Source organism: Tardiphaga robiniae (assembly GCF_013359755.1).
Lineage (GTDB): Bacteria > Pseudomonadota > Alphaproteobacteria > Rhizobiales > Xanthobacteraceae > Tardiphaga > Tardiphaga robiniae.
On sequence record NZ_JABMCJ010000091.1, the window covers coordinates 43,149 to 57,556 of the forward strand.

At 62.0% G+C, this 14,408-nt stretch carries 10 protein-coding genes; 7 read left to right on the forward strand and 3 right to left on the reverse strand.

The features are described from left to right. Together HP556_RS21290 and HP556_RS21295 are read left to right on the forward strand one after the other, a co-directional pair. Positions 1–366, forward strand: coding sequence for a response regulator (locus HP556_RS21290; RefSeq protein WP_175368442.1), 366 nt, complete (start codon positions 1–3; stop codon positions 364–366). 300 nt (positions 367–666) lie between these two features. After that, positions 667–4,155: an indolepyruvate ferredoxin oxidoreductase family protein gene (locus HP556_RS21295; RefSeq protein WP_175368443.1), complete on the forward strand. Its 3,489-nt coding sequence runs from the start codon at positions 667–669 to the stop codon at positions 4,153–4,155. 875 nt (positions 4,156–5,030) lie between these two features. On the opposite strand, the gene panC is transcribed toward HP556_RS21295, so the two are convergent. Next, a complete protein-coding gene (gene panC / locus HP556_RS21300; protein ID WP_175368444.1) occupies positions 5,031–5,882 on the reverse strand; it encodes a pantoate--beta-alanine ligase in 852 nt (283 codons plus the stop codon). 234 nt (positions 5,883–6,116) lie between these two features. On the opposite strand from panC, the gene HP556_RS21305 reads away from it, so the two are divergent. The 4 genes from HP556_RS21305 (at position 6,117) to HP556_RS21320 (ending at position 9,882) form a co-directional block, all read left to right on the forward strand. Further along, positions 6,117–7,040 (forward strand): division plane positioning ATPase MipZ, encoded by a 924-nt coding sequence (locus HP556_RS21305; protein WP_089263721.1) that lies wholly within the window; start codon positions 6,117–6,119, stop codon positions 7,038–7,040. A gap of 396 nt (positions 7,041–7,436) precedes the next feature. Further along, a complete protein-coding gene (locus HP556_RS21310) occupies positions 7,437–8,312 on the forward strand; it encodes an alpha/beta fold hydrolase (RefSeq protein WP_093761275.1) in 876 nt (291 codons plus the stop codon). 70 nt (positions 8,313–8,382) lie between these two features. Beyond that, complete coding sequence (locus HP556_RS21315; protein ID WP_093761277.1) at positions 8,383–9,105, forward strand: vWA domain-containing protein; 723 nt, start codon at positions 8,383–8,385, stop codon at positions 9,103–9,105. A 51-nt stretch (positions 9,106–9,156) separates the two neighbouring features. Further along, positions 9,157–9,882: a DnaJ domain-containing protein gene (locus HP556_RS21320; RefSeq protein ID WP_175368445.1), complete on the forward strand. Its 726-nt coding sequence runs from the start codon at positions 9,157–9,159 to the stop codon at positions 9,880–9,882. Between the two features lie 228 nt (positions 9,883–10,110). Here the strand turns inward: HP556_RS21320 and HP556_RS21325 are convergent, their stop codons facing one another. After that, a complete protein-coding gene (locus tag HP556_RS21325; RefSeq protein WP_175368446.1) occupies positions 10,111–11,934 on the reverse strand; it encodes a D-alanyl-D-alanine carboxypeptidase in 1,824 nt (607 codons plus the stop codon). Positions 11,935–12,332: 398 nt separating this feature from the next. Between HP556_RS21325 and HP556_RS21330 the strand changes: the two genes are divergently transcribed. Next, the gene (locus tag HP556_RS21330; RefSeq protein WP_068734393.1) at positions 12,333–12,668 is read left to right on the forward strand and encodes a phasin family protein; all 336 of its coding nucleotides are present in this window, start codon (positions 12,333–12,335) and stop codon (positions 12,666–12,668) included. A gap of 72 nt (positions 12,669–12,740) precedes the next feature. On the opposite strand, the gene HP556_RS21335 is transcribed toward HP556_RS21330, so the two are convergent. Further along, positions 12,741–14,108 (reverse strand): TadE/TadG family type IV pilus assembly protein, encoded by a 1,368-nt coding sequence (locus HP556_RS21335; protein WP_175368447.1) that lies wholly within the window; start codon positions 14,106–14,108, stop codon positions 12,741–12,743. Between the last annotated feature and the right edge of the window lie 300 nt (positions 14,109–14,408).

The window sequence follows — 14,408 nt, forward strand, 5'->3', positions numbered from 1 at the left end:
GTGCGAACTGTCCTGATTGTCGAGGACGAATGGGCGATCGCCGACTGGCTCGAAGTCCTGTTGAGCGAATATGCCTTCAATGTCCTCGTAGCCGGCAACGGCCGTGAGGCGCTCGACATTCTGCATCGGGACACGCCCGATCTCGTGCTAACCGATTTCATGATGCCGTTCCTCGACGGCGCCGGCCTGATCGCAGCGATGGGGCAGGACGAGCGGCTGAGCGGAATTCCGGTGGTCGTCATGACCTCGTTGCTGGAGCATGTCGTGCGCGACCGGGCAGGGCGTTTTCACGCCTATCTGCGCAAGCCGTTCCGCGAGGCCGATCTGATGAGGATCATCAGCGAGATATTCCCGGGCGAGGCCTGAGCCTCCTTTGGCAGTTTGTGCTGCATCGCACTGCAGCGTGAAGCCGTTACGTCCTTGCGCCAAAGGCCTTTGCGGCGACACAACGTGACAAGCCTACCGGCCGCATTCATCACGAAATTGCGTTCTTTGGACGCGGGGCTCCATTGCCCAGAATTGTGGTGCGTCCCGTTCAAAATCCAACATAGACTGTTTCTAAGGGAGTCGAACGACCCCAGATAATAGGCGCGAGCAGGCCGGACGACACAGTCCGGGGCGATAGCCCCGGGCGACAGCTCAGAGGCCGCAGTGACGAGGGTGGGAATGGGAATTAATCAAGGCGCGATCAGTCTCGATCAGAAATACACCCAGGGCTCCGGCCACATCTTCCTGACCGGCATTCAGGCGCTGGTGCGACTGCCGATGGCGCAGGTCCGCAGGGACCGCGCGGCGGGTCTGAACACCGCAGCCTTTGTGACCGGCTATCGCGGCTCGCCGCTCGGCGGCTACGACCAGCAGCTCGTGGCCGCGCGAAAACATCTCGATCAATACGGCGTCAAATTCCAGCCCGGCGTCAACGAAGATCTCGCAGCCACCGCGATCTGGGGCACCCAGCAGCTCAATCTCTCGCCCGGCGCCGAATATGATGGCGTGGTCGGCATCTGGTACGGCAAGGGCCCTGGCGTCGATCGCTGCGGTGACGTCTTCCGTCACGGCAATGCTGCCGGCTCCGCGAAATTCGGTGGCGTGCTCTGTCTCGCCGGCGACGATCACGGCGCCAAGTCGTCGACCGTTCCGCATCAGTCCGACCATGCGTTCATATCGGCGCTGATGCCTTATCTTTATCCTTCGAGCATCCACGAGATGATCGAGATGGGTCTGCTCGGTATCGCGATGTCGCGCTATTCCGGCTGCTGGGTTGGCATGAAGGTGATCACCGAAACCGTGGAGACCACGGCGGAGATCAACCTCAACGACGAAATGACGCCGTTCAATATTCCCACCGATTTCGAACTGCCGCCGGATGGTCTGAACCTGCGCTGGCCGGACGACCGCTATGTGCAGGATCGCCGCTTGCAGGACTACAAGGGCTTCGCCGCCATCGCCTTTGCCCGGGCCAACAATATCAACCGCGTTACCATGGACTCGCCAAATGCGCGCTTCGGTATCATGGCCTCCGGCAAGAGCTATGAAGACGTGCGCCAGGCACTGCGCGAGCTCGGCATTACCGAAGAGGTGGCCGCGAAGATTGGTCTGCGGCTGTACAAGATCGGCATGCCGTGGCCGCTGGAGCCGGAAGGCGTGCGCAAGTTCGCGGTGGGCCTCGAAGAGATCTTCATCGTCGAAGAGCGCCGCGAGATCGTCGAGAACCAGGTCAAGCAGGAGCTGTTCAACTGGCGCGACGATGTGCGGCCACGCATCGTCGGCAAGATGGATTCCCACGATCATCGCTTCCTGCCATTCGCCGAAGAACTGAGCGTCGCCAAGGTCGCGACCTCGCTGGTGGATCGCCTGCTGGCGATGGAGATCGATCCGGAGATCGCGGCACTGCTGCGCGCCAAGGCCGACTGGTTTCACGGCCGCGAGGCCTCGCAAGTCCAGAACGTCGTGCCGATCACGCGCACACCGTATTTCTGCTCGGGCTGCCCGCACAATACTTCGACCAAGGTCCCGGAGGGCTCGCGTGCGCTGGCCGGCATTGGCTGCCACTTCATGTCGCTGTGGATGGATCGCTCCACCGAGACCTTCACCCATATGGGCGGTGAGGGCGTGCCATGGACCGGCATTGCGCCGTTCACCAAGGAGAAGCATATCTTCGCCAATCTCGGCGATGGCACATACTTCCATTCCGGCTCTCTGGCGATCCGTCAGTCGATCGCCTCCAAGGCCAACATCACCTACAAGATCCTCTACAACGATGCCGTGGCGATGACCGGTGGTCAGCACCATGACGGTGACCTGTCGCCGCAGAAAATCACGTTCCAGCTCCACAGCGAGGGCATCCGCGAGATCTATCTCGTGTCCGAGAATCCCGATGCCTATCCCGCCAACACCATTGCGCCGGGCGTGAAGCTGGCGCATCGCGACGAACTCGACAACGTGATGAAGACGCTACGCGACGTGCCGGGCTGCTCGGCCATCGTGTTCGTGCAGACCTGCGCGGCCGAGAAGCGTCGCCGCCGCAAGAAGGGCATTCTGGAAGATCCGCAGCGCCGCGTGCTCATCAACCCGGCCGTCTGCGAAGGCTGCGGCGATTGCTCGGTGCAGTCGAACTGCATTTCGGTGGAGCCGCTGGAGACCCCATTGGGTCGCAAGCGCACCATCAACCAGTCGTCCTGCAACAAGGACTATTCGTGCCTCAAGGGCTTCTGCCCGTCCTTCGTCACGGTTGATGGCGGCAAGCTGAAGCGCAAGGCGCCCGTCGAACTCGGCGCCATCGGTGCATTGCCGGAGCCCGCCACGCGGCCAACGCTCGACAAGCCCTATAATGTCGCCGTCGGCGGCGTCGGTGGCACCGGCGTGCTGACTATCGGTGCACTACTTGGCATGGCCGCGCATATCGAGGGCAAAGCCTCGATGATCCTCGACATGTCTGGCCTCGCGCAGAAGGGCGGCGCGGTGCTCAGCCATGTGCGTCTCGCCAACGACACGGGGGACGTGACCTGCTCGCGCATCGTCACTGGCACGGCGGATGTCCTGATCGCAGCCGATGAAGTGGTGGCCATCGCCAAGGATACGATCTCGCTTTGCGAGAGCTCGCGCACCACTGGCATCGTCAACACCCATCTGATCCCGATCGCGGATTTCGTGCGCAACCGCGACTTCAATTTCCAGTCCCGCAAGGTCAACAACGTGCTGGAAATGTCGCTGCGCAAGGAATCGACGTTCCTCGATTTCACCAAGGCGGCCGAAGCACTGCTCGGCGATTCCATCGCCACCAACATGATGATGATGGGCTTTGCCTATCAGCAGGGGCTGCTGCCGCTGCAGGCAGCGTCGATCGAGCAGGCTATCGAACTCAATGGCGTCTCGATCAAGATGAACATGCTGGCGTTCCAGCTTGGCCGTCTTGCCGCCGCCGATCCGGCACGGCTCGCCGATATGCTCAAGGGTGCCGATGAGACCATCGCGCCAAAGACGCTGGATGAGATGAGCCTCGACGAGATCGTCGCTCATCGCAGCGGATTGCTGACGGACTATCAGAACGGCAAGCTCGCCGAGCGCTATCAGGCGATGGTCGATCTGGTCCGTGAGGCCGCCATGCGTGGTGGCTATGACGATGAACTGCCGCGCGCGGTAGCGATCAACTATGCCAAGCTACTCGCCTACAAGGATGAATACGAGGTCGCGCGGCTCTATACCGACGGCAAGTTCGAGAAGCAGCTGCGCGATCAGTTCGAGGGTGACGTCAAGATCAGCTTCAATCTCGCGCCGCCGATGCTGCCGGGTACGGATGCGTCGGGGCGCCCGAAGAAGCGCGCTTTCGGCGCCTGGATGCTGCCGCTGTTTCGCATTCTGGCGAAGCTGCGCACCTTGCGCGGCACGCCGTTTGACGTGTTCGGCTACAGCGCCGACCGCAGACTGGAGCGCGATCTGATCGCGGGCTACGAGAAGGACGTCGCGACGGTCTTGAACCTGCTGTCGCCGCTCACTGTGGATACGGCCGTGCAGCTTCTCTCGCTGCCCGACAGCATTCGCGGTTACGGCCCGGTGAAGGAAGCCTCGGTCGTGGCGGCGAAGGCGCGCTATGCCGAACTCGCCAAGGACCTCGCCAATCCACCACCGGCGCCGCGGCAGATCGCGGCGGAGTAGGGCTCTTGCTTTTCCCTCCCCCTAGCGCGGCGTAGCCGCTTGGGGGAGGGATATCGCGCCCGCCTGCGCGTCTCAGCTTCTTCGAATGTCAAACAGCCACTGCTCTTCAGACATGCGTCATCACCCCATTGTTTGCGGCGCGGGGGCGCCGTCGTCTCTTGCATTCCCGCCCCTTGTGAGAGGGCGTGCGGAACGCCGGGTGCCCGTTGCACCCTTGGGCCTGATGCGAATGCGGTCTTCCGCAAGTGAATGCATCAGGACTTTCGGAGGCGCCGAGCAAGTGCCCAGCGTTCCGCCTGCGGTGTTTTTTCGGTTGCTTGCACTTTGCCTCAGCGAACGATCCGATCACCAAATTAAAGTCCCAAGGCGATGGGAAGGGAGCCTCAAGCGAATAGGCCGGACACGTTTTGACTTTGGTCGTCCGTCACACTGTCCAGGGATCTTTCCATCCCAAGGTCGGCCGTCTCCTTGCCAGTGGCAGTGCTGGCGCAGATCCGTCCTGCCCGAAGACAGACGTCACCCATGAACCGCGTAACGCCGCATCTCCGGCGTCCACCGCATCCCACCCCGCGAACGTGACGATCGCGATCGCCCCTCTCGGTGGGGCAGGACGTAGGGGAATATAATCAATATAGGGATTATGTCAACGGGAGATAGGAAAAAATGTTTGGTGCCTCTGCGCCCGCCCCAAACCGTCATTCCGGGGCGCGGGCGCACCTTCGCGCACGCGAACCCGGAATCTCGGCATGCGAGTCTCTGATCGCGCAAAACACACCGGGATTCCGGGTTCGCACTTCAGCGGCTCCGCCGCCTCCGTGTGCCCCGGAATGACGAGCGAGGACAAAGGCCCGGAATGACGAGTCAGGACGAAAGCCTCACACCCCGATATTGTCGATCAGCCGCGTCTTGCCGATCCTTGCGGCCACCAGCAGTCGCACCGGACCGTCTTTCATCGAGGTCATTGGCGCCAGTGACTCCGCATGGCGCGCTTCGAAATAGTCGAGTGCGAAGCCCGCCGCGGTGATCATCGCGGCGCCACCGGCCATGGCGGCTTCAAGGTCATCGCCCGCCTTCAGCCGCTTGGCGGTTTCCTTCATCGCCTTGTAAAGCACCGGCGCCGTGGTGCGGTCTTCCGGCGAGAGATAGACGTTACGCGACGACATCGCGAGACCGTCGCGTTCGCGCACCGTGGTGGCGCCGGTCACCTTGACGCCGAGATCGAGATCCCGTGCCATGCGCGTCACGACCTTGAGCTGCTGGTAGTCCTTCTCGCCGAAGAACGCCATGTCCGGTCGCACCTGCGTGAACAGCTTGCCGACGACTGTCGCGACGCCGCCGAAGAAATGCGGGCGGAAGCGATCTTCGAGGTCGGCGGTGGCCGGGCCTCCGGTCGTGATCTTCGTTGCGAAGCCTTCCGGATACATCACCTTGGCGTCGGGATTCCAGATCAGGTCGACGCCGGCTTCGGTGAGTTTGGCGACGTCGCTCTTCCAGGTCCGCGGATAAGAGCCGAAGTCCTCGGTCGGGGCGAACTGCGTTGGATTGACGAAAATCGATACCACGACCTTGCTGGCGCGGCGCTGGGCGAGGCGCACCAGGGAGACGTGGCCGTCATGCAGCGCTCCCATGGTCGGCACCAGGCCGATGGTCGCCTTGCGTGCCCGCAGGCCGTCGAGCGCCTTGCGGAGGGCGGGCAGGGTGCGGGCGACGATCGGGGTGCGGGGCATTGCGGCTCGTTCTTGTTGTTGGCTGCGGCGGATGAAGGCGTGCGCGCCCTGCTTATCAAAGCTCGCGGGATCACCCAAGCCTCACGATACCAGGCTGCCGGGTGTCCTGATGCCTCAACCGGCCGCCGGGATTCATGATTAAGCGCGGCTGATCGCCCGCAGAGCAGGATGCCGCTGTATTTAGCTTGACCCTTGCCACGCCTCGCGATTTGAAGATGATCGAAGGATCGCGCGATGTTGATGCAAACCACCCAGGGGCAGTCCGGCACGGCGCATGTGATCGTGCTCGGCAATGAGAAGGGCGGGTCGGGCAAATCGACCACCGCGCTTCATATTGCTGTGGCGCTACTGAAGGCCGGTCAGCGCGTCGCCACCATCGATCTCGACAGTCGCCAGCAGAGCTTCACGCGCTATATCGCCAACCGCGCAGCCTGGGCGCAGAGCGCCGGACTTGCGCTGGAAGTGCCGACCCATAGCTGCGTCAAGCTCGGCGAGACGATGCAGATCGCCGACAACGAAGCCTTCGAACTCGATCAGTTCATGACCGCGGTGAGCGCGGTAGAACGTACCCACCATTTCATCGTCATCGACACGCCTGGCAGCGATACCTATCTGATGCGTCTGGCGCATTCGATGGCCGATACGCTGGTGACGCCGATCAATGACAGCTTTCTCGACTTCGACGTGCTCGGCGCCGTCGATGCTACAAGCTACAAGGTGACCGGCGAGAGCCACTATTCGAAGATGGCGCGCGAAGCCCGGCGCAAGCGCCGTCAGCACGATGGCTCCACCACCGACTGGATCGTGGTGCGCAACCGGCTCTCGGTGCTCGGCTCGCGCAACAAGATGCTGGTCGCCGGCGTCCTTGATCAACTTTCGCTGCAGCTCGGTTTCCGCGCCATCGACGGTCTCGCCGAGCGCGTGATGTATCGTGAGTTCTTCCCGCGTGGCCTGACGGCGCTCGACGATCTCAACGAAGCCACGCTCGGGCGTCGCCCGAGCATGGGCCATGTCACGGCGCGCGAGGAAGTCATCGAACTGCTGCGCAAGTTGAAGCTGCCGCTCGATGAGCGTGGCCGTCGCCGCGCCGCCAACCGCGCCGAGTGGTTTGCCCAGGTCGACAAGCCGCTCGACGTTCACGACATCCTTGGCAACTGAGTCGCGTTCACGGTGCAAAGCCAGCGCTGCGCGTTCGGCAGGCTATGAACGATCCCGCACTCAACTTCACGCTGATACCACAGGTATCATTTTCTTTTACCGGGGAACGAGTCACCCGTTCGACAGTTGATTTGTCGTTGAAAACAGGACGTTTTTGAAATTCCGATCCCTTGCGAAACTTGTTCAAAATCGCTCAATTCGACCATGGCTTTCTTTAGCAACTGCACAAGAAACGGGTGCGGCGCACAATAACATGGCTCGGAATTCACAATATTTAGCCTTTCTGTCACCGGGCTGTGACATATATGCTGTTGAAGCAGCCGCTTGAGGCCATTCCGGCCCATAAGTGCTGTAGCCGGCTGAGACCTATCTCTAGCTGGCCGATCAGGGACGAACATGAAACGCGGACTTCTCATTCTGCTTTCGGTTTGCGTGCTGACCACCGCCGCGTACTTCACCGCGTCGAAGTGGGCTATTCGGCATGAGACGCTGACGTTCTTCGACGCGTCGCGTAATCGTCCTGTGCAGGTCGACATCGCCGTTCGCCGCGACAAGGAAATGCAGGCCAATGCCGGCATGATCACTCTGCCTGTTGCGGTTCTCAATCACGGTAACACCGTCAAGTTCACCGAATACTCGTTCCTGGCAAACGTGTTTGCGGCGCGCGGCTATATGGCCGTCAGCATCCAGCACGATCTCGATACCGACGCTCCGCTCGTGACCAAGGTCGGCGAGCTCTATGTCGGCCGTCTGCCGGTCTATGAGCGGGGCGTTCAGAACATCAAATACGCGGTGAAAGAGCTGAAGAAGATTCAGCCGAACTCCGACTACGATCATCTGACGCTGGTCGGTCATTCCAACGGCGGCGACATCTCGATGTTCTACGCCAAGGAATTCCCGGATGACGTCAAGAAGGTCGTGACGCTGGATAATCTGCGCGTGCCGTTCATGACCGATGGCAAATTCAAGATCCTGTCGTTCCGTTCGCACGATACGGTGTTCAAGCCGGATCCCGGTGTCGTGCCGGATGACGAGATCTGCGAGAAGGCCGGTATCACGGTCGTCAACACCGGCGCGCAGCACACCGACATGAGCGATCGCGGTCCGGAAACGCTGAAGACCAAGATTCAGGGGCTGCTCGACAAGTTCCTCGACGACGACAGCAAGCTGTCGCCGGTCACCGGCAAGCCGAAGATCATCGAGCAGCCTGCGCAGCAGAGCAATGCGGCTGACCCGAACAAGATCGCGCAGTATACGCCGAGCGTGAATTGAGTTCCGCGCTGCGCGGTTGACCGCGCGGCCTATGCTCGCCACATGAAGCTTGCAGCAAGCGCGAGTTCAAATGGCCAGCGATCCCACGATCCCCAAATCGAAAACCGATGCGCTGGCGCAGCCGTCGGCGTCGGCTGACATCGCAGCATTTGTAGCAAAAGCGAAGGCCATGGCGCCGCATGCAGCGGGCGGGCGTGGGCGGCTGGTGTTCGCACTCGATGCCACCATGAGCCGGCAGCCGACCTGGGATATGGCCTGCACGCTGCAGGCCGACATGTTTCGCGAGGCGGCGTCGATCGGCAGTCTCGATATCCGTCTCGTCTATTTCCGTGGTCTCAGTGAGTGCCGCGCGACCGGCTGGATTTCGGACACCGCACAATTGGCGCGGCTGATGGGCAAGATCGCTTGCCAGGGCGGTCAGACCCAGATCGGCAAGGTGCTGTCGGAGACGCGGCGCGAGGCGGTGGCCTCAGGCGTGCGTGCATTGGTGTTCGTGGGCGACGCCATGGAGGAGTCCGTTGACGAGCTCTGTGCACGTGCCGGCGAGCTCGGCCTGCTGAAAGTACCGGTCTTCATGTTCCAGGAAGGGCAAGACCCGGCGGCCGAACAGGCATTTCGCGAGATTGCCCGGCTGACCGGTGGCGCCTGGTGCCGGTTCGATCCGGGAGCCGCTGCGCAGCTCCGCGAATTGCTGCGTGCGGTAGCCGCCTATGCCGCGGGCGGACGTGAGGCGCTGACACGGCTGGCGGCGTCGGCACCGGGTGCGGCAAAGCTGCTCGGCCAGATGCGATAAACGGTCTGCAAAACCGTTTCGCGGATCGCGGCAACCGACTATCTATCCCTCATGCCTACTTTGATCGCCGGCGCGCTCGCCGTCTTTGTGCTCTACATGCTGCTGCAGATGTTCCGCTCGGCCAACCCGGCGCTGCTGGCGCGCGGCATCAAACTGGCCGGCGGTGTGCTGGCGCTGGCGGTGGCGGCGTTCACCGGGATCAAGGGCGAGCTGGCGGTGGCGATCCCGCTCGGAATCTTCGGGGCGGGCCTCTTGGGCTGGGCGCCGTTCGGCACCGCGGGCTTCAGCAATATCGGCGGCATGTTCGGGGGCGGGACCAAATCGTCCGGCCAGACCTCGCAGGTCCGCTCGGCGTTTCTCGACATGACCCTCGATCATGACAGTGGCCAGCTCAGCGGAAAGATCGTCGCCGGCCCCTATGCCGGGCAATCGCTCGATGCATTCGACCTGCCGCAACTGGCGGCGATGATGGCCGGCTTCGACGCGGAGAGCGTGGCGTTACTTGAAAGTTATCTTGACCGCCGGTTTCCCGCCTGGCGTCAGAACGCGCAGGGCGATACGGCAGGGCGGCACGACCGCCCGGCGTCGAGCAGTAAAATGACGGAAGAGGAGGCTTATCAGATCCTTGGCGTGAAGCCGGGTGCGACCCGCGACGAGATCAGCCGCGCGCACCGATCCCTCATGAAGAAACTGCATCCCGACCAGGGGGGCTCGACGTACCTGGCGGCCCGAGTCAACGAGGCCAAGGACACTCTGCTTCGCACGCATCGCAGCTAACTCCAGCACGCTTTTACGCTACAACTGCGAGCAGCTTCCGTTTCTCTGAGAACGCCCCATCGCCCACCGTTGCCCGGCGTGGTCGATCAATCCCCGTCTGTATTTTGTACTGGCTAAGTCTTGACGAGAAGTTGTCACCACGGGGATTTATGGTGACCAAAAGCAAAATGGCCGGGACAATGTCCCGGCCATTTGCGTATCCGATGCGTATCCGACGGTATCAATCGATCAGTTCTTGATAGTGATGCAGGAAATCTCGGAACGCTTCAGCGTCTTGCAGACGGCTTCGGCTTTTTCGCGGTCGAGGCCGGCGAAGCGGGCGCGGTAGAGTTTCCTGTCGCCCTTGCCGACGACGGCTTCAGTGAACGGGTCGGCCTTGCCGAGCAGGCCGCGGGCTTGTTCACGCGCGGCGTCGAGGCGGATCCGTGCTTCGCTCTCGCTCTCCAGTGCGCCGACCTGAATGATCCAGCCGGTGTGGATCGCGGCGGGTTTGATAGCGCCGCCCTGTTGTACCGTCTGCGGAGCGGGAGCCTGAGGGGCTGGCACGTTACGCGGGGCAGGGTCGGCATAGGCCATCTGGGTGCCGCCCTGAGCGCTTCCCTGGGCCGGCAAGACGCCGAGAAGCCCATTGCCGGTCCCGAAGCCCGCCGGCTGACGCGGCATCTCCGAGCGGGCATAGAGCGAATTGGTGGTCTCGGGCGAGCGGGCGGTGGGCTCAGAGCGCGCCGTGATGGCATTCGTGGCGGCGGGAGGGGCGGGCTGCTCGCCGCCGGCGGAGGCCAGCTTGTACTGACCGGACTTGACCTGAACGGTACGGACCCGAACCGGCTTCATCGGCTCTGACGAGCCTGGAATGGTCGAGATGGGCTCGGACTGGATGACGCCGCTGTTGAGCGGGCCGGGCTCGGGCTTGCGGGGCTGCGGCATCGGCGCTGCCGGGGGCAGCGCTGCGGTGGCGGCGGCGAAGACCGACGGGCGCGCCGCTGGCGCAGCGGGACGAGCCGGGGGCTCGGAGAGCGGTTCAGCGGCCACCGGCGTTGCAGCAGCCACCTGAATGGCGCCGTTGACCTGTTTGGTGTCGATCGGACGCGCCTGAGCCTCGGCTTCGGCGACCTCGGTTGCGGATTCGGACGGATTGCGCTCGGTGATCGCGGCCACGGTGCGGCGGGTGGCGCCCTTGTCCAGGTTCTCGGCAAGCAGGTTGCGCATGGCGGCGTCACGGGCGCCGCCGCTGCGGCCGCCAAGCACGACGCCGACCAGATGGCGGTTGCCGCGCTTCATCGACGAGACGAGGTTGAAGCCGGAGGCGCGGGTGTAGCCGGTCTTGATGCCGTCGACGCCTTCGACACTGCCGATCAGGCGGTTGTGGTTGCGGATGTTGCGGCCGCGATAATTGAAGGAGGCGGTGGCAAAGTAGCGGTAGTAACGCGGGAAGCGATCCTGGATAGCGCGGCCAAGCACCGACTGGTCGCGTGCGGTGGTCACCTGCGCATCGTCAGGGAGGCCGGAGGCATTGCGATACACCGTGCGGCTCATGCCGAGCGCGCGGGCCTTCTTGGTCATCAGCTTGGCGAAATCGTCTTCGTCGCCGGCAATGGCCTCGGCGATGACAACGGCGGCGTCGTTGGCGGAGCGGGTCACCAGGGCCTTGATCGCGTCCTCCACGCGCAGCGTCTGACCAGGGCGCAGGCCCAGTTTGGTCGGAGCCTGCACGGAGGCGTGCTGGGAGACGTCCATTTCGCTGTCCAGCGTGAGCTTGCCGGATTCCAGCTTCTCGAACAGCATGTACAGCGTCATGATCTTGGTCAGCGACGCCGGATGGCGCGAACCGTCGGGATTGTTGGACGAGAGAACCGCACCGGAATTGCCATCGACGATGATCGACGAGAAAGCGGGATTGTAGCTGGAGACGCGCGCGACGTGGCTTCGCGATTTATGTCGGCGGCGGGCATCCGCACTGTCAGTCGTAAAGATGACCGCGATGCTGAGAGTTGCCAGCCCAAGAGCGCACACCCGCAAGGTGCGCGACGAAGCAAACGTTGTGCGAAGCATGGACTTCCCCGTCAGATCAGTCTCATTCCCCGGATCGTGAGGCTAAATTATGCCCAACAACCGGGGATGTGTCTCAGTTTTAAGCGTCAGCCTGAGCGGTTCTCTCGGCGGGATGGCAGAAGCATACGCGGCCATTCTGGCTAAGAGTATGTACTCATGCAGTTTTTGGGCTTTTTGGCCCCAACGCACCAATGCAAGAAATCAGGGTAGGTCCGGCGAGTTTCCAAAAGGTTAAGCAACCCTTGCCAGTTACCCGTGCATTTACTGCCAATGGTAAAAATTGTGCATCGCACAGGATTCTTGACGACATTGTGCACCGCACGATAGATGGGCAGGTCAGATCAGACCGGGGTCCACCCGGCCGCGGCTGACCCGTCCAATCCGGGAAAGGATTTGCAGTGATCAAGGTCGAAGACATCCAGCAGTACGGCAAGGAGCAGTTCGAGAGTGCAGTCGCATCGGCGGCCACGCTTCAGAACGGTGCACAGGCTATCGCTGTCGCGGTTGGCGACTACACCAAGAAGTCGTTCGAGGATGGCAATGCCTTCGTGACCAAACTGTCCGGCGTGCAGTCGCTCGACAAGGTGCTCGAAGTGCAGACCGAATACGCCAAGTCGGCCTATGAATCCTTCGTCGCTGAATCGCACAAGATCAGCGAACTCTATGTCGATCTCGCCAAGCAGGCCTACAAGCCGTTCGAAGGCTTCGTCGCCAAGATGACCCCGGCGCGCTAAGCGATACGGTCTTCAAATCAAAACGCCCGGCCTGATGGCCGGGCGTTTTTGTTTGAAGGTGTCGCCGCCGCTTTACTTTGATACGCGCAATGCGTTGAGCGAGTTGCCGATTGCCTTGAAGGCGTCGGCGATGCCGGCGTTGGTGCTTGTAGGAAAGAAATTGCCGGGATCGGCGCAGGATTTCAAAACTGCGGACTCCGGATCGCCGCCCGTGTTGACCTGGATCGTATAGATCACGGTGTCCTGCTTGTTGGTCACCGGGTTCAGCTTTTTGATATTGGCACACAGTAACTTCTGTCGATCGTCAACCAGTGTCGACCAATTGGCGCCGTCACCGTACCATCGGTCCTTGGTATTCATGCCGTCCGACAAGATGATAAGTGCATCTGTGTATTTGTAGTTCGAATCCTTGGCCGGTGCCGGGAATGGATCGCTACCGATCTGCAAGGTGCGCCAGGCCCAGGCCATGCCGATCGGCTGGTTGGTGCCGCCATTCGCCGACAGGGCATCGATCTTGTCTGTCAGCGTCTTAACGTTGGCAGGACCATAAGCCGATGTCATCCCAAGAATGGCTGAGGGGCATGCATTGTACTGGTAGGCCGGATAACGTGCTGTGCCCGACGGGGCTTCGTTGGTGGTGTCGTAAGGCTGATCACGGTCAGTGACGCAGCCATTCCAGGCGTTCTTGTTGGAGCTCGCGTTCCAGGTTTGGCCAGCCGCTTGGCACTCGGCTTTGGTGTCGTAGTACGGATAGCTGCAGGATCCATATTCGTCCCATTTGAGCCAGGTCGCGTTCTTGTTCGACGCGCCGACATTGACCATCTGCGCAAACGGAATGATCGAGATATAAGTGTCCTCGGTCATGCGCGAGTTGGCGCTCAGCGTCTTGATGAGACCCGTTGCTGCGTCCTGCATCGCCTTCAATTTGCCGGTCCCCATACCCATCGACCCGGTGACGTCGAGCGCCATGGCGACGCGCATGCGCGTCGAGCCCCAGGTCGTGGTCGAGCCGCTGCCGATCCCTAGTTGCGGGAGGCCGACCATCTTCATGAAATCGGTTGCGACGGCGCCGGAGCCGTTGACCGTGACCGTGGAGCCGTCCTTGGTGTTGGTCGTGTAGCTCGCCGTCACCGTGATCTGGCCGGCATTCGTGTTGTTGTACAGCGCGTTGAAATAGGCCTTCGCCTTGTCGGTGACATCGGTCGCCGACATGGTCGGATTGGCGGACAGGTCCTTCGAAACCATCAAGGCTGCAGAGTCGAGCGCCGCTTGCATCGCCGAGCGGGCAGCGTTGGCCCGGGAGTAGTCGACGGCGGCGCCCACGAAGCCGAGCAGGGGCACCAGAGCGACGGCGAAGGTCATCGCGATATTGCCGCCATCGTGGCGTGCAAATCGGGATGCGATGCGCTTCGCCTGGCTTGAAATCGATTGAATAAACATCGTGACCGCCAATGGTGAGTTTCTGGAGGTCATTTCGGGGGCGGCGGCTGAACAGGTGGTAAAGGCGTCCTCAGAAAATCGGTAAAAGGCCAACTATTGGCGTGCCGCTGCGTCAGCGCCCGGTATTATCGTGAACGACGGTTAAATGGCTCGTTTGCTTGTCCGGTCAAATCGAGCACGATCGGTTAACCCTGACCGGACCGGGGGCCATCAGGCGGGGGCGCGGCGAGCCATTCCAGGTGCTTGCAGTGTGCTTGCGAGAACGGCCACAGGAACCCATATTGGCTCCATCGGTCCTGT

Excerpts from the sequence above, each read along its gene's own strand:
- HP556_RS21295 (WP_175368443.1), top strand. The coding sequence starts at position 667 with ATGGGAATTAATCAAGGCGCGATCAGTCTCGATCAGAAATACACCCAG.
- panC (WP_175368444.1), bottom strand. The coding sequence starts at position 5,882 with ATGCCCCGCACCCCGATCGTCGCCCGCACCCTGCCCGCCCTCCGCAAG.
- HP556_RS21305 (WP_089263721.1), top strand. The coding sequence starts at position 6,117 with ATGTTGATGCAAACCACCCAGGGGCAGTCCGGCACGGCGCATGTGATC.
- HP556_RS21310 (WP_093761275.1), top strand. The coding sequence starts at position 7,437 with ATGAAACGCGGACTTCTCATTCTGCTTTCGGTTTGCGTGCTGACCACC.
- HP556_RS21315 (WP_093761277.1), top strand. The coding sequence starts at position 8,383 with ATGGCCAGCGATCCCACGATCCCCAAATCGAAAACCGATGCGCTGGCG.
- HP556_RS21320 (WP_175368445.1), top strand. The coding sequence starts at position 9,157 with ATGCCTACTTTGATCGCCGGCGCGCTCGCCGTCTTTGTGCTCTACATG.
- HP556_RS21325 (WP_175368446.1), bottom strand. The coding sequence starts at position 11,934 with ATGCTTCGCACAACGTTTGCTTCGTCGCGCACCTTGCGGGTGTGCGCT.
- HP556_RS21335 (WP_175368447.1), bottom strand. The coding sequence starts at position 14,108 with ATGTTTATTCAATCGATTTCAAGCCAGGCGAAGCGCATCGCATCCCGA.